26 protein-coding genes are annotated in these 22,889 nt (G+C 64.5%); 9 read left to right on the forward strand and 17 right to left on the reverse strand.

Translation table 11 applies throughout. The features are described from left to right. The first annotated feature begins 172 nt into the window (after positions 1-172). Entirely contained in the window at positions 173-1,522 is a 1,350-nt protein-coding gene (locus WG900_RS01070; RefSeq protein ID WP_339964064.1) for a DNA recombination protein RmuC, read from the forward strand. A gap of 100 nt (positions 1,523-1,622) precedes the next feature. Here the strand turns inward: WG900_RS01070 and WG900_RS01075 are convergent, their stop codons facing one another. From WG900_RS01075 to WG900_RS01110, 8 genes are all read right to left on the reverse strand, one after another. After that, positions 1,623-2,015: an META domain-containing protein gene (locus WG900_RS01075; protein ID WP_339964065.1), complete on the reverse strand. Its 393-nt coding sequence runs from the start codon at positions 2,013-2,015 to the stop codon at positions 1,623-1,625. A 45-nt stretch (positions 2,016-2,060) separates the two neighbouring features. Then, complete coding sequence (locus tag WG900_RS01080; protein WP_339964066.1) at positions 2,061-2,858, reverse strand: TrmH family RNA methyltransferase; 798 nt, start codon at positions 2,856-2,858, stop codon at positions 2,061-2,063. Positions 2,859-2,862: 4 nt separating this feature from the next. Next, a complete protein-coding gene (locus tag WG900_RS01085; RefSeq protein WP_339964067.1) occupies positions 2,863-3,141 on the reverse strand; it encodes an HPr family phosphocarrier protein in 279 nt (92 codons plus the stop codon). Continuing rightward, positions 3,141-3,548: a PTS sugar transporter subunit IIA gene (locus WG900_RS01090; protein WP_339964069.1), complete on the reverse strand. Its 408-nt coding sequence runs from the start codon at positions 3,546-3,548 to the stop codon at positions 3,141-3,143. The genes WG900_RS01085 and WG900_RS01090 overlap by 1 nt, the downstream gene beginning before the upstream one ends. 64 nt (positions 3,549-3,612) lie before the next feature. Then, entirely contained in the window at positions 3,613-4,554 is a 942-nt protein-coding gene (gene rapZ, locus WG900_RS01095; protein ID WP_339964070.1) for an RNase adapter RapZ, read from the reverse strand. Positions 4,555-4,605: 51 nt separating this feature from the next. Next, positions 4,606-5,025 (reverse strand): HPr kinase/phosphorylase, encoded by a 420-nt coding sequence (locus WG900_RS01100; protein WP_339964071.1) that lies wholly within the window; start codon positions 5,023-5,025, stop codon positions 4,606-4,608. Then, entirely contained in the window at positions 5,022-6,548 is a 1,527-nt protein-coding gene (locus tag WG900_RS01105) for a sensor histidine kinase (RefSeq protein WP_339965296.1), read from the reverse strand. Before WG900_RS01105 ends, WG900_RS01100 begins: the two co-directional genes overlap by 4 nt. A 46-nt stretch (positions 6,549-6,594) precedes the next feature. Further along, positions 6,595-7,338, reverse strand: a complete 744-nt coding sequence (locus WG900_RS01110; protein WP_339964072.1) for a response regulator transcription factor — start codon at positions 7,336-7,338, stop codon at positions 6,595-6,597. Between the two features lie 208 nt (positions 7,339-7,546). On the opposite strand from WG900_RS01110, the gene WG900_RS01115 reads away from it, so the two are divergent. The 3 genes from WG900_RS01115 to WG900_RS01125 all read left to right on the forward strand — a co-directional run bounded on the left by WG900_RS01115 (position 7,547) and on the right by WG900_RS01125 (position 10,057). Next, entirely contained in the window at positions 7,547-9,142 is a 1,596-nt protein-coding gene (locus tag WG900_RS01115) for a phosphoenolpyruvate carboxykinase (protein WP_339965297.1), read from the forward strand. Positions 9,143-9,186: 44 nt separating this feature from the next. Next, a complete protein-coding gene (locus tag WG900_RS01120; protein WP_339964073.1) occupies positions 9,187-9,633 on the forward strand; it encodes a hypothetical protein in 447 nt (148 codons plus the stop codon). 61 nt (positions 9,634-9,694) lie between these two features. Then, complete coding sequence (locus WG900_RS01125; RefSeq protein ID WP_339964074.1) at positions 9,695-10,057, forward strand: hypothetical protein; 363 nt, start codon at positions 9,695-9,697, stop codon at positions 10,055-10,057. Between the two features lie 90 nt (positions 10,058-10,147). On the opposite strand, the gene WG900_RS01130 is transcribed toward WG900_RS01125, so the two are convergent. After that, positions 10,148-10,537: a DUF3597 domain-containing protein gene (locus tag WG900_RS01130; protein WP_339964075.1), complete on the reverse strand. Its 390-nt coding sequence runs from the start codon at positions 10,535-10,537 to the stop codon at positions 10,148-10,150. A gap of 118 nt (positions 10,538-10,655) precedes the next feature. Then, entirely contained in the window at positions 10,656-12,491 is a 1,836-nt protein-coding gene (locus WG900_RS01135; protein ID WP_339964077.1) for a DUF885 domain-containing protein, read from the reverse strand. 97 nt (positions 12,492-12,588) lie between these two features. Between WG900_RS01135 and WG900_RS01140 the strand changes: the two genes are divergently transcribed. Next, the gene (locus WG900_RS01140; protein ID WP_339964079.1) at positions 12,589-12,786 is read left to right on the forward strand and encodes a hypothetical protein; all 198 of its coding nucleotides are present in this window, start codon (positions 12,589-12,591) and stop codon (positions 12,784-12,786) included. Between the two features lie 199 nt (positions 12,787-12,985). On the opposite strand, the gene WG900_RS01145 is transcribed toward WG900_RS01140, so the two are convergent. Next, positions 12,986-13,642 carry an alpha/beta hydrolase gene (locus WG900_RS01145; RefSeq protein WP_310535376.1) on the reverse strand — a complete coding sequence of 219 codons (657 nt, stop codon included), beginning with the start codon at positions 13,640-13,642 and terminating at the stop codon, positions 12,986-12,988. A gap of 133 nt (positions 13,643-13,775) precedes the next feature. Between WG900_RS01145 and WG900_RS01150 the strand changes: the two genes are divergently transcribed. From WG900_RS01150 to WG900_RS01160, 3 genes are read left to right on the forward strand one after another with little or no spacing between them, the layout of a single operon-like run. Next, the gene (locus tag WG900_RS01150; protein ID WP_417596899.1) at positions 13,776-14,819 is read left to right on the forward strand and encodes a cysteine desulfurase family protein; all 1,044 of its coding nucleotides are present in this window, start codon (positions 13,776-13,778) and stop codon (positions 14,817-14,819) included. Further along, a complete protein-coding gene (locus tag WG900_RS01155) occupies positions 14,816-15,895 on the forward strand; it encodes a cysteine desulfurase family protein (RefSeq protein WP_339964083.1) in 1,080 nt (359 codons plus the stop codon). Before WG900_RS01150 ends, WG900_RS01155 begins: the two co-directional genes overlap by 4 nt. A 5-nt stretch (positions 15,896-15,900) precedes the next feature. Next, positions 15,901-16,230, forward strand: coding sequence for a 2Fe-2S iron-sulfur cluster-binding protein (locus WG900_RS01160; protein WP_339964084.1), 330 nt, complete (start codon positions 15,901-15,903; stop codon positions 16,228-16,230). Between the two features lie 6 nt (positions 16,231-16,236). Here WG900_RS01160 and WG900_RS01165 read toward each other — a convergent pair whose 3' ends face one another. Next, entirely contained in the window at positions 16,237-16,809 is a 573-nt protein-coding gene (locus WG900_RS01165; protein WP_339964085.1) for a type 1 glutamine amidotransferase domain-containing protein, read from the reverse strand. Between the two features lie 119 nt (positions 16,810-16,928). Here WG900_RS01165 and parC point away from each other — a divergent pair, with 119 nt between their 5' ends. Further along, positions 16,929-19,214 (forward strand): DNA topoisomerase IV subunit A, encoded by a 2,286-nt coding sequence (gene parC, locus WG900_RS01170; RefSeq protein WP_339964086.1) that lies wholly within the window; start codon positions 16,929-16,931, stop codon positions 19,212-19,214. A 129-nt stretch (positions 19,215-19,343) separates the two neighbouring features. On the opposite strand, the gene WG900_RS01175 is transcribed toward parC, so the two are convergent. The 5 genes from WG900_RS01175 to WG900_RS01195 are packed head-to-tail and all read right to left on the reverse strand — an operon-like array spanning position 19,344 to position 22,869. Beyond that, complete coding sequence (locus tag WG900_RS01175) at positions 19,344-20,003, reverse strand: retropepsin-like aspartic protease family protein (RefSeq protein WP_339964087.1); 660 nt, start codon at positions 20,001-20,003, stop codon at positions 19,344-19,346. Positions 20,004-20,033: 30 nt separating this feature from the next. After that, positions 20,034-21,203 carry a CCA tRNA nucleotidyltransferase gene (locus tag WG900_RS01180; RefSeq protein WP_339964088.1) on the reverse strand — a complete coding sequence of 390 codons (1,170 nt, stop codon included), beginning with the start codon at positions 21,201-21,203 and terminating at the stop codon, positions 20,034-20,036. Then, a complete protein-coding gene (locus WG900_RS01185) occupies positions 21,196-21,792 on the reverse strand; it encodes a CoA pyrophosphatase (protein ID WP_339964089.1) in 597 nt (198 codons plus the stop codon). The genes WG900_RS01180 and WG900_RS01185 overlap by 8 nt, the downstream gene beginning before the upstream one ends. After that, positions 21,789-22,334: a DUF1285 domain-containing protein gene (locus WG900_RS01190; protein ID WP_339964090.1), complete on the reverse strand. Its 546-nt coding sequence runs from the start codon at positions 22,332-22,334 to the stop codon at positions 21,789-21,791. The genes WG900_RS01185 and WG900_RS01190 overlap by 4 nt, the downstream gene beginning before the upstream one ends. A gap of 25 nt (positions 22,335-22,359) precedes the next feature. Further along, positions 22,360-22,869, reverse strand: a complete 510-nt coding sequence (locus tag WG900_RS01195; RefSeq protein ID WP_339964092.1) for a GNAT family N-acetyltransferase — start codon at positions 22,867-22,869, stop codon at positions 22,360-22,362. Between the last annotated feature and the right edge of the window lie 20 nt (positions 22,870-22,889).

A 22,889-nucleotide genomic window follows, 5' to 3' on the forward strand; every position in this document is an offset into this window, starting at 1 on the left:
CCCTCGGAGCCATTCGAAGGGGAGTAAACCTAGCCGTTGCTCCTCTCAGAGCCCGCTCCGTGCGTTCGGCACAATGGATCCTGAAACAAGTTCAGGATGACGAAATCGGGTCAGGACAGAGAATCCGACAGACCCCCTAGCGTTCTTGCTCCGTTCCCTGTAGCCTCGGCGCATGGAATCGATATTTGTCCCCCTCGTCCTGCTGATTATCGGCCTTGCCATCGGCTGGTTCGTCGGCGGCCGTCCTACGGCTGACCTGCGCTCGCGGCTGGCCGAGGCCGAGGGCGAGGCCAAGTCGCACGATGAGGATTTCCGCCGCGCGATCAAGGATCTGGGTGATGCCTCGATCGAACTTGCCACGCTCAAGGCGAATGCCGCGAATTTTGACGATCAGAAACGGTCGCTGATCGAGGCGCAGGAGAGCCTGAAGAAGGAATTCGAAGCGGCAGGCGCGAAGATTCTCGGGGCGGCGCAGGCGCAGCTCATCGAACGAGCCGAGCAGCGCTTTACCGAGAGCGAGAAGCAGAGCGCCGAGCGGCTCAAGGCCCTGCTCGCGCCGGTCGATCAGCGGCTGAAGGCCTATGAGGAACAGGTCGGTACGCTTGAAAAGCAGCGCGTCGATGCCTTTGGCCAGCTCACCGGGCTGATCGCATCTATGCGCGAAGGACAGGAAGCCGTGCGCGCCGAGGCGGCCAGGCTGGGCAATTCGCTGACCAATGCCCCCAAGGCGCGCGGGCGCTGGGGCGAGCGGGCGCTGCAAAACGTGCTCGAACAGTGCGGCCTGTCCGAACACACCGATTTCGCGCTCGAACACTCGATGGACACCGATGAAGGCCGGCTGCGGCCCGATGCCATCGTCCACGTGCCGGGGCAGAAGAAGCTGGTGATCGACTCCAAGGTCTCGCTCAACGCCTATCAGGCGGCGTTCGAGGCGAACGACGATGCCGAACGCAAGCGCCACCTGGATCTCCACGCGCGTTCGATGCGCAATCACGTCCAGACGCTGGGTGCCAAGGGCTACCAAAGCCAGTTCGAGGAAGCGCCGGACTATGTGGTGATGTTCGTGCCGGGCGAACACTTCGTTTCCGCCGCGCTGGAACACGATCCCGAGCTGTGGGACTTCGCCTTTCACAACAAGGTCCTGCTGGCGACGCCGACCAACCTCGTCGCCATTGCCCGCACCGTGGCGATGGTCTGGACGCAGGACAAGCTGGCGCGCGAAGCGGCTGAAATCGGCCGGCTGGGCGCGGAAATCTATGACCGCATGGCAACGGCTGGCGAACACCTCAAGGGCGTTGGCGCGGGACTTGAGCGCGCGGTTCGCAAGTACAACGATTTCGTCGGCAGCTTCGAACGCAATGTCCTTACCTCAGGCCGCCGCCTGCGCGACAAGGGCATCGCCATCGGCAAACGCGAGATCGAGGACATTTCGATTGTCGAAGCCTTGCCGCGCTATGGCGAGGGTCAGGAAGTGGCTGCGTTGCCGTCCGCCGATCCGGCGAACGACGAGGACGCTGCCTGATTGCACACAAGCCCGCTCACCCTGAGCTTGTCGAAGGGGACATGCGACCGTAGTGCCAGCGTCCATCGACAGGCTCAGGACGAGCAAGGAAGGGTCCGGCCTAATCCTTTCGGCTGAGCCGGGCACTGTGCCCGCCGCCGCGCAGGGTCATCGACGTTTCGCGCACCGTCATCGTCGGCTTCGCACCAAGCAGCGCGCCGACCGCGCGTTCCTGTTCCATCACGCCTTCGCAGTACATTTGCGTCGATATCACCGGGCCAGCCACGATACGGCCGCCAATCAGTTTGGCGTCTGCGCCCATGCCGTTGCAGCCGACATTTGCCCCGATGCGCCCCTTGTCGAAGCGCAGGCTGGTTTCCTTGCCGACCGGCGCGGCGCCATCGATCGCGTTGAATTGCCATGTCGTGCCGCTGAGCCGGCTGAGCGAGGTCGGGGGCGGCGTGCCGCAGCCGACGACAAAGGGCAGGGCGGCGAGGAGGGCGAGCTTATTCATGGCGCCGGTTTTCCACCTGCCGCCTGATCGCAGGCTGAACGGCGATCAGTCGAGCGCGGCGAGCACTTCATAGCCGAGCACTGCGGCGGCCACGGCGGCGTTCAGGCTGTCGGCGCGCCCGCGCATGGGCATAGTCACGCGCAGGTCGCAGGCCGCCTCGTATTCCTCGGGCAGTCCGCGCGATTCGTTGCCGACGAGTACGAAGCATGGGGCGGCATATGGCGCGCCGCGATAGGGCACGGCATCGCGCAGGCTCGCGGCGACCAACTGGCCTTCTCCCGCCCGCAGCCACGGCAGGAACTCGTCCCACTTCGCTTGCGCCACTTTCTGGGTGAACACCGCGCCCATCGACGCGCGAACGGCCTCGGCCGAGAAGGGGTCGGCGCAGTCGTCGATCAGGATCAGCCCGCCCGCGCCGATGGCATCCCCGGTCCGCAGCATGGTGCCGAGATTCCCCGGATCGCGCAGTGCCTGCGCCACCAGCCAGATCTTCGCGGAGGCGCGGTCGATAGTGGACAGGCGGGTGTTGAATTCGGAGAACATGCCCGCCACGGCCTGCGGATTGTCCTTGCCGGTGATCTTGGTGAGGATGTCGTCGCTCGTCTCGATCACTTCGCCGCCGCCGGCGATCACGTCGCGCTCCAGCGCCTCGAGCAGCGGATGCGGATCGCGGTTCTCGGCCATGACCAGCACTTCGGGGATGAACCCGTTTTCGCGCGCATCGGTCAGCAGGCGCAGGCCCTCGGCAAGGAACTTGCCCGCTTCCTTGCGGTGCTTCTTCTCGCGCAGGCTGCGGAGGAACTTGACCGTGGGGTTTGAGAATCCGGTAATCTGGCGGCGCAAGGTGTCAGTCCTCGCCGAAGCCGTCCAGCACCAGCCCGACCAGTTTGGGCATGACCGTTTCCGCGCCGTCACCGCTGGCAACGATCTCGATCGTATCGCCCTTGGCCGCGCCGAGCATCATTAGGCCCAGGATCGAGCCACCCTTGGCTTCGTTGCCGTCCTTGTGGACGACGACTGAAATGCTCTCGGGCAGCTTGGCGACAAAATTGACGAACTTGGCGCTGGCGCGGGCATGGAGCCCGCGCTGGTTGACGATTTCAACGGTTTCGCGAAGCTCCGCCATCAACCGGCCTCCTGACCAAGAAATTCGGACGCCACGGTGATGTAATTGCGCCCCGCCTCGCGCGCGGCGGCGACGGCGCCGGTGACGTCCATCGTCTTGCGCGCACCGGCCAGCCGGATCAGCATCGGCAGGTTAATTCCGGCGATCACCTCGACCTCTCCCGCCCGCATCAGCGAAATCGCGAGGTTCGATGGCGTGCCGCCGAACAGGTCGGTGAGGATGATCACCCCGTTGCCCGAATCGACCTTCTTCACCGCGTCGGCAATATCCTTGCGGCGGCGCTCCATATCGTCATGCGGCGCGATGCAGATCGTCGCCACGGCGTCTTGCCGGCCGACAACGTGTTCCATCGCATAGACGAATTCAATCGCGAGCGCGCCGTGGGTAACCAGAATCAGACCGATCATCGCTGGGTCTTGCTCCGAAATGATCGGCGCAAATGGGACTGTTCTGGGCGAATATCAAGTAACATCATGCACGCGTACCAATACCTTCCACAAGGTCAGCGGCGCGCGAGCCGAGATTGCGGTGAAGGATGGTCGGCGAATAACCCTGTTCCCGCAGGGCAGCGGCCATCTGTTCAGCTGTGAATACCGAGCGGTGCCGCCCGCCGGTGCAGCCGAAGGCCACGTGGACATAAGCCTTGCCCTGCGTTTCGTAGCGGGGGAGAACGGTCAGCAGCAAGTCGCGGATCTGGCCGAAAACCACCTCGAAGGCCGGATCGCGGCGGATGTGTTCGGCCACCGGCGCGTCCTTGCCGGTGAGCGGGCGCAGTTCCTCAACCCAGTGCGGATTGTCGAGGAAGCGCATGTCGAAAACCAGGTCGGCCACCGGCGGCATGCCGCGCGAAAAGCCGAAGCTCGACACGGTGATGGTGATTCCGTGTTCGGACAGCGGGGCGAAGCGCTCGCGGATCTGCTGCTGCAGATCGTTCGCCGACATATCGGTGGTGACCACGACCATGTCGGCCCAGCGCCGCAGCGGCTCCATCAGTTCGCGCTCAGCAGCGATGCCGCTGGCCGCGGGCATATCGGCGGCAAGCGGGTGGCGACGGCGGGTCTCGTTGTAACGCCGTTCCAGCTCCTGCCCCGAGCAATCGAGGAACAGCGTGGTCACCTCAAGGTCCTGCCGTTCGGTCAGGCGCTTGACGCGTTCAATGATCGCATGCGGATCGAACCCGCGCGTGCGCGAATCGAAACCGATTGCGAGTGGCGGCTTCAGCCCTTCCGCGACATCCCCCGGCTTGCCAATCAACTGGGCGAGCATGCGGATCGGGAAATTGTCGATGGTTTCCCAGCCCAAGTCTTCCAGCACCCGCAGCGCAGTCGTCTTGCCCGCGCCCAGCAGGCCCGTGACAAGCAGGACACGCTGGCGTTTTGCGTCGGAATCACTGGGGGAAAGGCGCGAAGTCATGCCAATTGCTTGTGCGCTGCTGCCGGCGGAATGTCTACTGCCGGACAATGATCATCCGATGCCGTATCGCTCCAGCGCCAGTTCGGCGCGCAGGGCGAGGACCGCGTTGCCGGGCCACAGGCGAACGAGAGGCAGGCGCAGGCCCAGCACGTCGCGCTCCTCCGCGGCCTCGATGAAGCGCGGCGCCTCGGGATCGAGCGCGATCACCAGCGCGATTGCCGCGCTGTCGACGTAGGGCATGGGCACCAGCCCGACGTTGCGGACCTCCAGCAGGCCCTCCGTCGCCGGGGCCGGGCCCGCGAGCAGCCGTCCGTTGAGTGCGGCCAGCGACACACCGTCATCACCGACCAGCATCGCCCCACGGTCAATCAGTGCCAGCGCGAGGCTCGATTTGCCGGATCCCGGTGCGCCTTCGATCAGCAGGCCGCGTCCCTTGACGCTGACCGCGGTGAACTGGTGCAGGCCGCTCACTTCGCCGCCTCAGGCAAGTCGAGCAGCAGGCAGGCACCAGGCTTGCCATCGGGCCGGTCGATGGCGGCGAGGCTGCCTTCGTGCGCCTGGGCAATAGTGCGCGCGATGGCGAGGCCGAGGCCGGAATGGCTGCCGAAATCTTCGGTATCGGGGCGTACCGAATGGAACCGCTCGAAAACCTTGCCGCGCGCGTCTGGCGGGATGCCAGGGCCTTCGTCCATCACGGCGACGGTTACGCGGCCTTCGGCGCGGTGCAATTGCACGGTGATCGTGCTGCCCGGCGGCGAGAACGACACGGCATTATCGAGCAAGTTGAGCAGCACCCGTTCCAGCCGCGCGGCATCGCCCGTCACCAGCGCGCGGCCTTTGCCAAGCTTGAGGGCAACCGTGCAGCCGCCGTCCGCCCCGCGCTCTGCCCGCTCGCCCGCGATGGCGCGGACCAGCGCGATCATGTCGACGGGTTCGAATTCCGTGCGGGAGAGCTCGGCATCGATCCGGCTGGCGTCGGAAATCTCGGTCACCAGCCGGTCGATCCGGCGCACGTCATGCGCGGCGATTTCGGTCAACTGCTTGCGGAGCGCGGGGTCCTCGACCTTGCCGAGCGTTTCGATGGCACTGCGCAGCGAAGCGAGCGGGTTCTTCAGTTCGTGCGCGACGTCGGCAGCGAAGCTCTCGGTCGCGTCGATGCGTTCGCGCAGGGCAGCGGTCATGTCGGAGAAGGCGCGGGCCAGCAGACCGATCTCGTCGCCGCGCTCGGGCAGGCGGGGCACCACGACCTCGCGGTCACGGCCCAGCCGCACGCGCACGGCAGCGCGCACCAGCGACTTCAGCGGCAGGACTATGGTGCGGGCGAGGAACAGCGACAGCAGGATCGAGAAGGTCAGCGCGATGCCGATGATGATCGCCAGCGTCTGGCGCGCCTCGCGCACCTTCTGCGTGATGTCCGTGGCGTTGCGGGTGGTCAGCAAGGTCTCGCCGCGCTCACCCACCGGGGCGGCGGCGGTGAACACCGGTGTTTCATCGGGCGCGCGGCGCGTTTTCACTACCGCTTCGCCCAGCTTCTGCGCTTCGGCGACTTCGGGCCAGGCATCGGCGGTGGGAATCGCCGCTTCGACATAGCGCGGCGCGTCGGTTGCGCCGCCGACCACGAAGTCCATGCCGCGGTCGATTGCGCGGGCAGCATGTTGCGTCCAGGGGTCCTTGGCGGGATCGACGAAAGTGAAGCTGGGATCGGCCAGCAGGAAGGAATCGACAATCTGGTGCCCGCGCGCATCATAGAGCCGCAGGCGGAGCTGCTGTTCGGTGCCGATGCGCGAGAGCAGGGGCGGGCGCTCCGCCCGGGGCGTTTCGGCCAAGGCATCGGCGATGATCAGCGCTTCGGAACGGGCAAGCTTTGAGCGTTCGTCCAGCAACTGGTTGCGATAGGAATCTAGGTAGAACAGGCTGCCCGCCAGCAAGGTCAGCGCAACGATATTGACCCCGAGAATGCGCGTGGTGAGCGACATCCGCGCCGTCCAGAACATCGGATCAGGCGGAGCGTCCGCCGCATCTGCGTGTCTGGCGGCCACTTCAACCTTCGCCAAAACTGTAGCCCGCGCCGTAGAGCGTCTCGATGCCCGAGAACTGCGAATCCACTTCGCGGAACTTGCGCCGCAGCCGCTTGATGTGGCTGTCGATCGTGCGGTCATCGACGAAGATGTCGTCGCTATAGGCCGCGTCCATCAGCTGGTTGCGGCTCTTGACCACGCCGGGGCGGGTGGCGAGCGCTTCGAGGATAAGGAATTCGGTGACGGTCAGCGATACCGCCTTGCCGTCCCAGGTGACGCGGTGGCGCGCCGGGTCCATTTCCAGCCGTCCGCGCCGCACGGGTTCGGGCATCTTTTCGTCGCTCGCTTCGCCGGGGAGCGCGCGTGACACGTCGCTGCGGCGCAGGATCGCCTTGATCCGCGCGGTCAGTAGTTTCTGGCTGAACGGCTTGGCGATGTAATCGTCCGCGCCCAGCGCCAGCCCCAGCGCTTCATCCGGCTCGCCGTCCTTGCTGGTCAGGAAGATCACCGGCAGCGCCGATCTATCGCGCAGGCGTTGCAGCAATTCGAGCCCGTCCATGCGCGGCATCTTGATGTCGAAGATCGCCAGATCGGGCGGATTTTCGAGCAGGGCTTTCAGCGCGGTTTCGCCATCAGTGTACAGCCGCGTGGTAAAGCCCTCGGCCTGCAGCGCGATTGACACCGTTGTCAGAATGTTCCGGTCATCATCGACAAGGGCGATGACCTTGGCGGAGCTCTGCGGTTCAGGGGCGGTGGGCTCGTTCATCACACCGGGTTAGCCGCTTGCGGGCCGACTGACAATTGTGACCACCAAGCGGTCAGACCAGTTGGAATTCCGCCATTTTTGGCCGGTCGGCGGTTTGACGGCGGGCCCTTGCTGCACTATGCGCCGCCCGAATCCGGCACACTTTATGCGCGCGCGACGTACGGCCCCGACCGTGACGAGCCCGGCGCTCTGGGAGAAGACGAACACCATGTCCCTTGCCTATACGCTCGACAAACAGGGCTTCGCCACCAAGGCCACGATCCACGCCAACCTCGGTACTGCCGCTCTGGTTGAACATGCCCTCGTGCGCGAGGAAGGTCGCCTGACCAAGGATGGCGCGCTGCTGGTCGATACCGGCAAGTTCACCGGGCGCAGTGTGAAGGACAAGTTCGTTGTCCGCGATGCCACCACCGAAGTGACGATCAACTGGGGCAAGATCAACCAGCCGATGACGCCCGATCACTGGGCCAACCTGAAGGCTGACTTCATCGCCGCTCTGGCCGACAAGGACGAGCTTTACGTTGCCGACCTGTTCGGCGGCAGCCAGCCCGAATACCGTGTTGCCGTTCGCGTCATCACTCAGATGGCCTGGCACAGCCTGTTCGTGCGCACCCTGCTGGTGCGCCCCAAGGCGGATGAACTGGCGAACTTCGCGCCCGAATACACGATCCTCAACCTGCCCAGCTTCAAGGCCGATCCGGCCCGCCACGGCAGCAACAGCGACACCGTCATCGCCGTCAACTTCACCGAAAAGCTGATCCTGATCGGCAACACCGAATATTCGGGCGAGATGAAGAAGGGCGTGTTCGGCCTGCTCAACTACCTGCTCCCCGCGCAGGGCGTGATGCCGATGCACTGCAGCGCCAATATCGGCGCCGATGGCACCAGCGCGATCTTCTTCGGCCTGTCGGGCACCGGCAAGACCACGCTGTCAGCCGATGCCAGCCGCACGCTGATCGGCGATGACGAGCATGGCTGGTCGGACCAGGCGGTGTTCAACTTCGAAGGCGGTTGCTACGCCAAGATGATCAACCTTTCGGCGGAAGGCGAGCCGGAGATCTATGCCACGACCAAGATGTTCGGCACGATCCTCGAAAACGTGGCGATGGATGAAGAGACGCGCGAGCTGGACTTCACCGATGCCAGCAAGACCGAGAACACCCGCGGCGCCTATCCGATCGAATTCATCCCCAATACCAGCGATGAAAACCTCGGCCCGCCGCCGTCGAACATCATCTTCCTCACCGCCGATGCCTTTGGCGTCCTGCCTCCGATCGCGCGTCTGACGCCCGAACAGGCGATGTACCACTTCCTGTCGGGTTACACCGCCAAGGTTGCCGGCACGGAAATCGGCGTGACTGAACCTGAAGCAACCTTCTCGACCTGCTTCGGCGCTGCCTTCATGCCGCGCCACCCGTCGGTTTACGGCAACCTGCTCAAGGAACGCATCGCCCGTGGCGGCGCGCAGTGCTGGCTGGTCAACACCGGCTGGTCTGGCGGCAAGGCGACGATGCCGGGCATCAAGCGCATGCCGATCAAGGCCACCCGCGCCCTGCTCAACGCGGCGCTCGATGGCAGCCTGAACAACGTCGAGTTCAAGAAGGACCCGAACTTCGGCTTTGAAGTGCCGGTGGCGGTTCCGGGCGTTGACAGCAAGCTGCTCGATCCGCGCGCAGCTTGGGCGGATGCTGCGGAATACGACAAGACGGCGGCTGAACTGGTCCGCCTGTTCGCCGCGAACTTCGCGCAATTCGAAGCCTACGTTGACGACAAGGTAAAGGCAGCCGCGCTGGTTGCCGCCTGACCCGGAAAGCCTCCGGGTCGGTCAAACGATCCGGAGATTTCCGCATGACTGACTATCCGATCCGCTTTTTCGCAGAGGCAGCGCATGTGCGACGCCTCTGCGAAGGCATGTTGGGGCGCTGCCTTCCCAAGGAAGAGTGGACTCATGAAGCGCATCTTGCCGCCTGCCTGTGGCTGATCGACGAACGCCCGGACTTTGACTGCGCGGCTGAACTGCCCGCCGCCATTGCCGGTTATAACGAGAGCGTGGGCGGCCAGAATACCGACAGCGCCGGTTATCACGAAACCATCACCCAGCTTTACGTGATCGGCATCAGGCTGTTTGCGCGGGCCTGCCCGGAAGACGGCCTGCCGGAACGCGTCAACGCGCTGCTGGCCTCGCCGATTGCCGCACGCGACTGGCCGCTACGGTTCTATTCGGCGGAGCGCCTGTTTTCCGTCGAAGCGCGGCGCGGCTGGGTGGAGCCAGATGTTTCCCCGATTTTACTATGAGACGCGGCGCGGCGGGCGCATGATCAGCGGCGAAAATCCCTTACTTCAGGAGTCGCATGACATGAGCCTTTTCGACAGCATTCTCGGACAGATCGGTAGCAACGTCGATGTCGCCAACATGGCATCGAAGCTGGGCATTGATCCGGCCATGGCCGAAAAGGCCATCGCTGCACTGGGCAAGGCACACACCGCGCCCGGCGACACCGTTGCAACCGCCGCCGCCGAAACCGGCATGGACAGCGGCATTCTCTCGACCATCGTCCAGCAGATCGGCGGCGAAGGCTCGCTTGGCCAGTTCGCGGAGATGATCAAGGGCAACTCGGCACTTTCGGGCATCACCGGCATGCTCGACAAGGATGGCGACGGCAATCCGCTCAACGATCTGGGCGGCATTGCCGGCAGCCTGTTCGGCGGCAAGTCCTGACCTGATCAGGCTTTTACCAAAGAAAAGGCCGCGGCTCCGATGGGAACCGCGGCCATTTTCATACCGGTAGCTTGCCGGAATCTTGCCGGATCAGTCGAGCATCGACGCCGGCACCTTGCCGCCATTGTCCGAAAGAGCCTTCATCACCTGCTTGTGCAGCGTGATGTTTTCCTCGGCCGAACCCGAATAGTCGGCATCGCCGAGTTCGTGCGCGAGCTCCTTGCGGTTGTCATAGCTGGCATCGATGCTGACCAGCTTCATCAGGTCGACAATCGAACTGCGCCAGTTCAGCTTGTCCGCGCCGGGCATGGCATCAAGCGCGGCTTCGACATCGACTTCGCTCAGGGGTGCAGGTGCTGCCGCAGCGGCAACCGCGATCGCTTCATTGGCCATGTCGACGGGCGAGGGGCTGGCGGCGGGGGCCGGGGCCTCTTCCTTCTTTCCGAAAATGCTGTCCTTGATCCTGCTGAAAATTGACATGTCCTGCGTCCCTTCAAAAGCGGCGTTCGGCCATCGGACGACTCGTCCTTTGTGCGCGAAAGTCGATGCGCGATGCTACAGCGCCTAACGCGTCTGAACAGTCAGTGTTGCAATGAGTTTACATCCCCCGTGCAGAGCCGATGTAGCGATCGATATTCAGCGCCAGCACGTCGAGCGGAACGTTGCCGCCATCGACTACCGCCTGATCGAAATCGCGCAGGTCATACTTCCCGCCCAGCGCCGCTTTCGCCCGGTCGCGCTGGCGGTTGATCTCGGTGTGACCCATCTTGTAGCCGCAGGCCTGGCCGGGCCAAGAGCAATAGCGGTCAATCTCGGGCGCCAGTTCGGCAAGGCCCGATCCGTTGGCCTCGTGGAACCACTGCAGCGCCTTGTCGCGGCTCCAGCCCATCGCGTGGATGCCAGTGTCGACGACCAGCCGGCAGCAGCGGAACGAGATGCCCTGCAAGTAACCCAGCCGGCCTACCGGATCGTCGTCATAAGCGCCAAGCTCATCCGCCAATTGCTGCGCATAGAGCGCCCAGCCTTCGGAATAGGCGTTGAAGGCCAGCAGCGAGCGGATCAGCGGCAGGCGGTTCGAATATTCGCCCTGCCAGACGTGGCCGGGGATGCCTTCGTGGAACACCAGATCGGCCACGGAAAAGCGGTTGTGGCGGCTGGTGCTGGAAAGGTTGACCCAGACCTTGCCGGGGATCGAACCGTCGATGGAACCCGCGCCGCCATAGGCGTTGGGCGCGCCAGCTTCCTCGGCCAGTGGCAGGCGGCGGATTTCCAGCTTGGCCGGCACTACCCGACGGAAGGCGCGCGGCATCTGGGAGCGCATGAACGCGATCTTGTCTTCCATCAACTTGATGATCTCGCGCCGGCCGGCGTCGTTTTCGGTGAACTGGTAGCGCGGATCCTCGCCCAAAGCCCTCATCCGCTGGCCGACCGTGCCCTTGGTATAGCCCAGCTTATGCAGGATCGGCTCCATCCGCGCTTGCAGTTCGGCCAGTTGGGTCTTGCCGATCTCATGGATTTCCTTGGGGCTGAGCCGGGTGGTGGTGCTGGCGCGCAGGCCCCAGGCGTACCATTCATCACCGCGCGGGCGCGACCACATGCCGGCTTCGGAGGTCGCCTTGCCGCGCTGCTTCTTCAGTTCGGCAAGCTGGCGCTGGAGGGCGGGGACGACATTGCCCGAGACGATAGCCTGTGCACGCTTGCCCCAGTCGCCGGGGATCGTCTGGGTGCGGTTGACCAGCGACTGGGCAAGGCCGCTCTGGCCGCTGCCGGCATCGGTGATGGATTGCTCCATCTGACGGATCGCCTTGTCGAGCAGAAAATCAGGTGCAATCAATTTTTTGGCGCCGGCACTTCGCAACCGTTCGAGCTCTCCATCAAGCTGCGCGGGCAGCTGTGACAGGCGCGACAAGTAGGCTTCGGCATCGCTGGCGCTGCGCACCGGGTGGTCGCCATCGAGGAAACGCGGCGTATCGAGATAGGCGCCGACGTTCTGAATCACGACATAGGGTGTGTTGCGCCAGCCGCCAATCGCGACATCGCCGTAAGGCAGCTTGAACCCGTCGAGCGCAGTGCCAAATGCGCTCTTGACCACGGCAAGGCTGGTGCGGGTGACATCCTCGACCTTGGCCGGATTGACCGCCGAAACCTGCGCCAGCGACCGGCGCAGCAGCGCGGCCTTGCGCGCCTGTCCGGCGGCGGAGCGATCCTCTAGCCGCGAGCGCAAGGCGGCGTTGGCGCCGGTATCGATTCCCAGCGAAGTCGCGCCCTCGGGAGATAGCTTGAGCAGGTCCCAAGCGATGGTCTCGAGCAGCTTGACCGCGCGGTCCTGCTGGCTGGCCGTGGCGGCATAGGCGATCGGGGGGAGGGCGAGTGTGCCGGCGGCGGCGGACAGGCCGCCCAGCGCCTGGCGGCGGGTCAAGGGATGGTTGCTCATGCAACCAAGATTGGAAAGCGGTTCGCCGCCTGTCAAATGCAATTCGCCCGCGCCAAGGGGTCTTTCTGCGAGCGACTTGCGGCGCTATGCAGCCACCATGCTGAACACCGCGCTTTCACTCATGATGCTGACGATCATTGCCCTCGTGCTCGGCGCGATTTACCTCCTGCGGCGCGGGGGATTCACGAAACAGGCGCTGCTGATGCTGTTCCTCGCCATGGTGCTGGGGATCAACATCGGCATCTGGACGCTGCCGGATGCAAGCGGGACCGCGCCGGTGGACCAGGCGAAGTAGGGGCGCTCTCACCGATCGCCCTTAGTTTTGCGTCATCCTGAACTCGTTTCAGGATCCATTTCTCCCAACGCCCTGAAGCGCTGTTACGCAGCGCAACGTCACCGTTGCGTCATGCTCGCCTGCTCCGGGCGCGAGGCCTGATAGATCCTGAAACAAGTTCAGCATGACGAAGTGAGGGGCGAATTCGCCCCCCAATCCATCACCTGATCGGGCATTCCGGCGAGAGGCGGAAGTCGAGATACTTGTCCACGGCCAGCATCATGTCGTCCATTTCGTTTTCGTAGAAATGGTTGGCGCGTGGGATTTCGTCGTGGTGGATGGTGATGTGCTTCTGCGTGCGCAGCTTGTCGACCAGCTTCTGCACCGCGTTCGGCGTCACCACGGTGTCAGCCGCGCCCTGCACGATAATGCCCGATGCCGGGCAGGGGGCGAGGAAGCTGAAATCGTACATGTTGGCCGGCGGCGAGACCGAGATGAAGCCGCGGATTTCCGGGCGGCGCATCAGCAGCTGCATGCCGATCAGCGCGCCGAACGAATAGCCGGCGATCCACGTCGAGCTTGCCTCGGGATGAATCGACTGCACCCAGTCGAGCGCCGCTGCCGCATCGGACAGTTCGCCGATGCCGTTGTCAAAGCTGCCCTGGCTGCGGCCGACGCCGCGGAAGTTGAAGCGCAGCACGGCAAATCCGCGCGCCACGAAGGTTTTGTACATGGCCATCGTGATGCGATCGTTCATCGTGCCGCCCGCCTGCGGGTGCGGATGGAGGATCATCGCCACAGGAGCGCGCGGGCGCGAAGAGGGCTGGAAACGGCCTTCGAGGCGGCCTTCGGGGCCGGGGAAGATCACTGAAGGCATGAATTTGTCACCTTGTGTTGCGGGCCATTCGCGCGGCGTCCCGGAATTTATGGGAGGCCGGTCCGCTAGGGGCTATGATCGGGAAGCTGGCGCTATATAGAAACGGAGGCTCAAAAAGCAACGATTTCGGGACCTGATGCGCGAAACCATCTACCTTGACCACGCCGCGACCATGCCGCTGCTGCCGGCAGCGCGCGAAGCGCTGGAACGGGGCTTCGCGATCTGGGCCAATCCTTCAAGCCCGCACCGCGCCGGCAGAGGCGCTCGCGCCGCGATGGAAGAGGCGCGCGAACGGGTGAAAACAGCGCTTGGCTGGCAGGGCGAGGTGGTCTTCACCAGCGGCGCGAGTGAGGCGATTGCGCTGGCGATTACCCGCTGTGTGCTGCCGCTGGCGGCGGTAAGTGCGGTCGAGCATGAGGCTGTTCTGCGTCATGCCGGGGAATCGAAGCGGCTGGCGGTTGATGGGTTTGGCCTCGTCAATCCCGCCGATTGCGCGCTTCCGGGTCTTTTGGCGGTCCAGCAGGCGAACAACGAAACTGGAGTCATGCAGCCGCTGGAGGCCATCGCTGACGCTGTTCGCGGCGCAGGCGGGCTGCTGCTGTGCGATGCGGCGCAAGGGGCGGGCAAGTTGCTGACGCCCGATGCGGACCTGATTGCCTTGTCGGCCCACAAATTTGGCGGCCCAGTGGGCGTCGGTGCCTTGCTGGTGAAGGACTGGGCCATGCTTCGCCCCACGGGCGGGCAGGAACGCGGTTACCGGCCGGGCACGGAAAACCTGCCGGGCGTGCTCGCGATGGCGGCGGCCTTGGAGTCGGATCGCGACTGGCTGGATGAGGCGGTGCGGCTGCGCCACCGGCTGGATGACGCGATCCGCCAAGCGGGCGGCACATCCATTGCCGAGGACACGGCGCGGGTTCCCACCATCGCGGCCTACCGGATGCCGGGCAAGTCGGCCAATGCCCAGCTGATCCGCTTTGATGCCATGGGTTTCGCGGTTTCGGCGGGGAGCGCCTGTTCTTCGGGATCGCTGCGGATCAGCCACGTCCTCGAAGCCATGAATATTGCCAACCCGGATGAGGTTATCCGTGTAAGTATCGGGCAAGAAACAACAAAAGAGCAGATAGAAGCATTCATCGCGGCATGGCGTCAAGTCGCCGGAACAGGGACTGCGTCATGATCTACCTCGACTATCAGGCGACCACGCCGCTGGCGCCCGAGGCGCGGGAAGCCATGCTGCCGTGGTTGGCGGGACCCGAGGGTATGGGCTTCGCCAACCCGCACAGCCCCCACAAGCCGGGCCGCGCGGCGGCGGCGGCGGTCGAGGTGGCGCGGGAGCAATTGGCGGCGCTGCTGCCACCCGGTGGCCGGGTGGTGTTCACCAGTGGGGCGACCGAGGCACTGAACCTCGCAATTCTTGGCAGAAAGCCTATCCAAGTTGCTGTTTCAAATATCGAACACTCCGCTGTCATTAACGCAGCGAGGGCAACTGGCGCTCCGATCCAGGTTCTGGAAGTCGGCGCCGAGGGACTGCTTGATCCGGATACCGCGTTTGCCCCGCGCAGTGACATTGTCTGCGTCATGCAGGTCAATAACGAGATCGGCGTCATTCAGCCGATCGAGGTACTGGCGCGCAAGGCCCATGCCAAGGGCGCGCTCTTCGTCTGCGATGCGGTGCAAGGCTATGGCAAGATCGCCGCTCCCGCAGAGGCCGACATGATCGCGATCACCGGCCACAAGATGTACGGGCCAAAGGGCATCGGCGCACTGTGGGTGCGCGACGGTGTTCACCTCGATCCGATCGTCTTCGGCGGCGGACAGGAGGGCGGCCTGCGCTCCGGCACGCTCTCGCCTGCCTTGTGCGCCGGGTTCGGCGCGGCGGCCGCCTTGGCGAAGGACTGCATGGAGGAGGACGCCGCCCACTGCGCCGCGCTCTTCGATCTCGTGCTATCATTGATGCCCGGCTGGCAACTCAACGGCAGCGCCGATCACCGTTGGAAGGGCAACGTCAATCTCCGTCGGGAAGGGCTCGATGTCGGACGGTTGATGAGCGAGTGCCGCGACATTGCCTTTTCCGCCGGTTCCGCTTGCGCCAGCGGCAAGGGCGAGCCCAGCCGCGTGCTCTCAGCAATCGGATTGCCGGCAAAGGCACTGAAAAGTTCTATACGCTTGGGCTTTGGCCGTTATACGACAAGGCGGGAAATAGAGGACGCCTGCGCTATCTTGAACGCCGCCGCTGCGGCGCAGGGAGTTTGAACGTCGTGGTCCGCATCAATTTCATCAATGGTGAAGCTGAAATATCCGCCGAGGCCGAGCCAGGCACGCGCCTGCTCGAAGCCGCGCAGGCCGCTGGTATGCCGCTCGAAGGCACCTGCGAAGGCCAGATGGCCTGCTCCACGTGTCACGTGATCGTCGCTCCCGAATGGTTCGACAAGCTGCCCCGCGCCAGCGAGGACGAGGAAGACATGCTCGACCTTGCTGCCGGGATCACCCGCACCAGCCGTCTGTCATGCCAGATCACGCTGGATGCGGACCTCGACGGGATCGAGATCCGCATTCCGGGCGAAAGCCGCAATATCCAGCGGCTTTAGGTCGGGTCAGGCCTCTTCGGCCTCGTTTTCGCGCTCGTCTTCATCTTCATCATCGGCTTCATTAATCGCTGCGATCAGCGCTTCGTTGAAGGCAGGAATATCGCCAGGCATGCGGCTGGTGATGATGTGGCCATCGACCACGACCTGTTCGTCGAACACTTCCGCGCCGGCGTTTTCCAGGTCGGTGCGGATTGAGGGCCAGCCGGTCACGCGGCGGCCATCGATAATGTCGGCCTCGACCAGCAGCCAGGGACCATGGCAGATCGCCGCGATCGGCTTTTCGGCCTCGTCGAAATCCTCGACTAGTTCGATCGCGCGCGGCTGCATCCGCAGGATGTCGGGGTTCATCTGCCCGCCAGGGATCAGCAGGGCATCGAATTCCTCTGCCTCGACATCGTCCAGCAGGGCATCGACGGTAACGCTCTCGCCCCAGTCCTTGTCGCTCCAGCCGCGGATCTTGCCCGGCTTGATGCTGGCGACGACGGTCTCGAAACCTTCGGCTTCCAGCGCCTTTTTCGGTTCGATAAGTTCGGATTGCTCGAAACCATCGGTGGCGATGATGAGGATGCGCTTGGTCATGGTGTGCTCCGGGGATTGTGCCTGATGTGGCAGGGTGTTCAACGGTAGAGAACGAATGGCGGAAAAACTGGTTCCCCCGGTTCCCTCGCGCCCGGTCTCACGGCTAAGGCAGCCGAACCATGGTGACTGCAACGACCGAACCCGATCCCTTTGATGCCATTGTCGACGCGCCTTTCGATTCAGCGCTTTCCGAGCGCTATCTCGTCTATGCGCTGTCGACGATTACCGCGCGCTCGCTGCCTGATCTGCGTGACGGGCTGAAGCCGGTCCACCGCCGCCTGCTCTGGGCGATGCGTCAGTTGAAACTCAACCCCAGCGATGCCTTCAAGAAATCGGCGCGCGTCGTGGGTGATGTGATCGGTAAATACCATCCGCACGGCGACCAGTCGGTCTATGACGCGATGGTCCGTCTCGCGCAGGATTTCAGCCTGCGCTATCCGCTGGTCGAAGGGCAGGGCAACTTCGGCAATATCGATGGCGATAACGCCGCCGCCTATCGCTACACCGAAGCGCGGCTGACCAAGACTGCGGTTCAGCTTATGGCCGGGCTGGATGAAGGCACGGTCACCTTCATCCCCACCTATAACGGCGAAGAGGAAGAACCGGAAATCTTCCCCGGCCTGTTCCCCAACCTGCTGGCCAACGGCTCTTCGGGCATCGCCGTGGGCATGGCGACCAGCATCCCCAGCCACAACGTCCACGAGATTATCGATGCGACGCTGATGCTGATCGACAATCCGCACGCTGAACACGCGCAGCTGATGGAGATATTCCAAGGGCCGGACCTGCCGACCGGCGGCGTCATCGTCGACAGCCCGGAGATTATCAGCCGCGCCTACGAGACCGGCAAGGGCGCGATCCGCGTGCGCGGGCGGTTCTCTACCGGCAAGGATAAGGACGGCAACTGGGAGGAAACCGGCATCGAAAAGCTGGCGGGCGGCCAGTGGCAGCTCGTGATTTCCGAAATACCCTACATGGTCGGCAAGAGCAAGCTGATCGAGCAGGTCGCCCAGCTGATCGCCGACAAGAAGCTGCCGATCCTTGAAGACGTGCGCGACGAATCGGACACCCAGATCCGCATCGTCTTTGTGCCGAAGAGCCGCAACGTCGATCCCGAACTGCTGAAAGAGAGCCTGTTCAAACTGACCGACCTTGAGAGCCGGTTCAGCCTGAATCTCAACGTGCTGGACGACACCCGCACCCCCGGCGTGCTGTCGTTGCGCCTGCTGCTGCTCGAATGGGTAAAGAGCCAGATCGACATCCTGATCCGGCGCAGCCAGCACCGGCTGGCCAAGATCGCCGACCGGCTCGAGCTGCTCGGCGGTTACATTATCGCCTATCTCAACCTCGACCGGATCATCGAGATCATCCGCACAGAGGACGAACCCAAGCCGGTGATGATGCTGGAATTCGAGCTGACCGATCGCCAGGCCGAGGCGATCCTCAACATGCGGCTCCGCTCCTTGCGCAAGCTCGAGGAAATGGAACTGCGGCGCGAGCGCGATACCCTGCTGGTCGAGAAGGACGAGCTCGAAAAGCTGCTCGAAAGCCCGGCGCGCCAGCGCACGCGCCTGAAGCGAGACATGGCCAATCTGCGCAAGGACTATGCCGAGGAAACCGTGCTCGGCCGCCGCCGCACGACGATTGCCGAAGCCGCGCCCACGGTCGAGTTTTCGATGGACGCAATGATCGAGAAGGCACCCGTGACCGTGATCCTGTCAGCCAAGGGCTGGATCAGGGGCGCCAGCGGACACGAGCCGCTCGACAAGGAATTCAAGTTCAAGGAAGGCGACGGCCCGGCCTTTGCGCTCCACGCGCAGACCACCGACAAGCTGCTGGTCGCTTGCGATAACGGCCGTTTCTACACGCTGGGCTGCGACAAGTTGCCCTCGGCGCGCGGCTTTGGCGAACCGGTCCGCACCATGGTCGACATTGACGCCGGGGCGGAGATCGTCGCGCTGCTGGTCTATAAGCCCAAGGGGCAGTTGCTGCTGGCTTCGAACGCCGGGCGCGGCTTTGCTGCCGAGGCTGACGAACTGCTCGCGGAAACCCGCAAGGGCCGGGGCGTCATGACCACCAAGCCGGGCGTGAAACTGGCCGTGGTGCGCGAAATGCCGGCTGAGCACGATCACATCGCCGTAGTCGGTGACAACCGCAAGCTGGTGATCTTCAGCCTTGAGGAACTGCCGGTGCTTGCCAAGGGGCAAGGCGTGACCCTGCAACGCTACCGCGACGGCGGGCTCGCCGATGCGGTGACGCTCAAGCTGGACGAGGGACTGAGCTGGAAGATGGGCGGTGAGTCTGGCCGCACCCGGACGGAAAGCGATATGCGCCTGTGGAAGGTCGCGCGCGGTGCGGCGGGAAGGTTGCCGCCGACAGGTTTCCCTCGGGATAACAAGTTCTGATCCGCTGAGCTGATAATAATCGTGATCCCGGCGAAGGCCGGGACTCAGCGAAGAAAATAGAGTCGTCGCACAGCGACGACGTACTTGTCCGGACTGGGTCCTGGCCTTCGCCGGGATGACGGAGTGGGTTTAAGCGGGCTTCTCGTCCGCCAACGCCGCCTGCGGGTTGTTTGGCACCAGCACCAGCGTTTTTCCTTCGACCCGCCAGGACTTGAGCCGTGACAGGAAGTTCATTCCCAGCACGTTGGTTTCACCCAGACCCTGCGCGACCACGGCGTCGAGATCGCGCGCGATGATGTTGCCGAAGCGCAGTTCCTTGATCGTCACCAGTTCGGCCATGGTCTGGCCGTTCGCGGTCTTGAGGATCACCGGCGCGCGCATTGCCTGCTTTTCGACGCGGGCCTGCTCGGCGACGGGCGGGGCCATCGCGGTGAGCGTCGCCCCGGTATCGACCATGAAACGCACCGGCGCGCCGTTGACCTCCGTGCGGATCCAGAAATGGCCGTCGCGCGACATCTGAACGCGGGTTTCGCTGCCTTGCACCTTTTGTTCGGGCAGGCCGACGCCGGGCAGGCTGAACTCGCCGTTCGGACTGAGCCGCGCGACCTGTGCGATCGTCAGCAACAGCGCGGCGACGAGGCCGAGGTTGCCGATCCCGCGCACCGCGCCGCCCAGCCGGGGCAGGGTGGGCCGCAGCATTCCGCCGAGGATCGTGACAAAAACGGCAGCCAGCGCCAGTGTCAGCAGCGGCTGATCCTGAAGGAATGCGATGAGCGCGTCGAGGTTCATGCGCGGACTATGGCAGGCATCGGCTTTCGCTTAGCTGACCGGGCGGGTGGCGGCATCGAGCAGCGCCGGGACGCGCGCATCGTCGAAGCCGGAGGCGATCCACGCGTCCTCAACCTCGCAAAGGATGCGGGCGACTTGGGGGCCAGCCTTGACACCGCGCGCGACGACTTCGCCGCCCTTGAGCGGGAAGCGGGGCACGGCCCAGCCCTGAAGCGGAGAGGTATCGGCACCGGTGAGGAGGAGGCGGTCCAGTGCACCGTCGATACCGAGGCGATAGGCGAGCGCGCGGGCGTTGGCCCCCACGTCATCCCGCCCGGCCGCGATCTTGAGCCGCTTCTTCTGCGCGCCGGAAAGGCGGAACCGGCTGGCAGCCTGCTCGGCGTGCGAAACATCGGCGGGGAGTAGCGCGGCGAGGCGGCGCAGCGGGTCGGGGGCGATGCCGCAGTGTTGTTCGTGCGTGATCAGTGCCGTCAACGCGGCCACGTCCGCTTCGGGCAGGACCTGGTTCAGCACCCCCAGTTCGCCCATGCGCGCCACGGTCGGCGCGGGATCGAGCAAGCCAAGCAGGTTGAGCATTTCCATGCCGATGCGCTCACGCGATAGGCACTTGAGCGTCGCGGCCAATTCTGAGCAGGCCTGTTCTGATTCTGCATCAGCAGGTTGTGAGCCAAACCTCGCCTGAAACCGGAAATAGCGAAGGATGCGCAAGTGATCCTCACGGATGCGTTCCCGCGCGTCGCCGATGAAGCGCACGCGCCGTGCATTCAGGTCCTCCATCCCGCCGAACCAGTCGAAAATTTCCAGCGTGGCCGGATCGGCGTAAAGCGCGTTCATCGTGAAATCGCGGCGCGCGGCGTCGTCCTGCCAGTCGTCGGCAAAGGCCACGGTAGCGCGGCGGCCGTCGGTGCTGACGTCATGGCGCAGGGTGGTGATCTCGACCGGGCCGAAGGGGATAAGCGCGGTCACCGTGCCGTGTTCGATACCGGTGGGGATCGCCTTGATACCCGCGTCCTTGAGCTTGCCGATGACCTTGAGCGGACGCAGCGGCGTGGCAATGTCGACATCCTTGACCGCAATGCCCAGCAGCGTATCGCGCACCGCGCCGCCGACATAGCGGGCATTGCCGGGGCCAAGCACGGCGACCAGTGCGGCGAGGTCCTCGCGGCGGGTCCAGTCCGTTTCGGGCAACCGCTCAGCCATGCCAGCCGAGCCGCTTTGACAGGTTGACGATGATCGCGGCTGTGACGCCCCAGGTGTTATGCTCGCGCCACAGGATTTCGTAATAGGGCCGCATGCCGCCTTCCCATTCCACCCACTTCTCGGCGTGGTTCGCGGGATCGAACATATGCGAGACCGGGGGTTCGAACCACTGGGCAACTTCGGTGGGGTTGGGGATGATCTCGATATCGGGCGGCACAACGGCGAGAACGGGGGTGATCTCGAAGCCGGAATGGGCGCGGTAGACATCGCCGGTGCCGATCACACGCACCTGTTCGGGCGGAATGGCAAGTTCCTCCCACGCCTCGCGCAGCGCGGCTTCCTCGGGGCTTTCGCCGGGATCGATCTTGCCGCCGGGAAAGGCGATCTGGCCGGGATGGGCGCGCATGTTTGACGGGCGGTGGAGCAGGATCATGCCGGGCTCCTCACGCTCGGTCATAGCGATCAGCACGGCGGCGGGGCGGAACTCCTCGACGACGACCGCGCTCCAGTCCTCGAACAGTTTCGGCGCGGGCGAACCATCATAGCCGCGCTGATAGAGCGCCGAGACGCGCGCATGCAGGTCGCTCATCGCGGCACCAGCGAAAAGGTCTCGCCCCCGCTCGATACGCTGAGATCGCCTCCGGCTAGCGCCAGTTCGACCAGCTGGGCATAGGTCGATCGGTTGAGCCGCGCCTCGGTGCCATGACGCACCGCGACATAGATCGCGGGAATCTCGGAATCGCCGCGCGCGATGATCGGGTGGTTCGGGCCGGCGATCACAGTGTCATCGGTGTTCAGTCGGAAGGCGAGCGCATCGGCCTGTGCTGTGACATCGGTGGCGATGAAGGCGGCGTCTTCGACCTCGATTGTGAGCATTTCCTGCGGCGTCACCAGCCAGTGCTGGCCGTCCGCGTCACGGCGCAGCAGGGTGGCAAAGGCGCGGACCATGGCCGGGCGCCTGATCTCGCCGCCCTGATGGAACCACTTGCCATCGACGGCGACCCGCATCTCGCTGTCACCGCGCTGCTCGGGCTGCCACTGGTCAATCGGCGGCAACTTGCGCGCTTCTACCAGCGCCGCAATCTCTGCGAGTGACAGTCCGGCAAGGTCAGGCGGTGGATCATATGGCATGCGCCATCAGCGATGCCAGATCGCTCTAGCCGAGCCAAGGCCCCAGCGTGCCCTTTTCCGGCAGCACGGCTGGGTTTTCGGCGCGGACCAGCAGGCGGCTCCGTTCAAAGGGGCCGGGCAGGTCCCAGCCTTGTGTCGCTTCGTTGGAGAAACCCCAGAAGCGGCCATAGTACTCCGGGTCGCCGATCATCACTTGCGCCAGTGGCGCGCGCGGGTCGATGGCGGCGAGGCTCGCGGTCATCAGCGCCTTGCCATAGCCGCGCCCCTGATGTTCCGGCAGGACGGCGACGGGGCCGACCATGATCATCGGATGGCGGCGGCCATTGGCATCGGTCAGCGCCACCGGCCAGCACTGGATCGTGCCGGCCAGCAGGTCGTCCTCGTCGAGTGCGGCGAAGGACAGGCCGGGCAAGGCCTCGGTGCCTTCGCGCACCTTGTAGGCCGTGCGCTGGCGACGTTCCGGCTCGAACGCGATGTCGAGCACCTGCTCGACAAGGTTGGGCGAAACGTCGGCGAGGGGGATGATGTTGGCCATTGCGGGCGGGCCGATAGGGC

Source organism: Novosphingobium aquae (assembly GCF_037572715.1).
GTDB classification, from domain to species: domain Bacteria; phylum Pseudomonadota; class Alphaproteobacteria; order Sphingomonadales; family Sphingomonadaceae; genus Novosphingobium; species Novosphingobium aquae.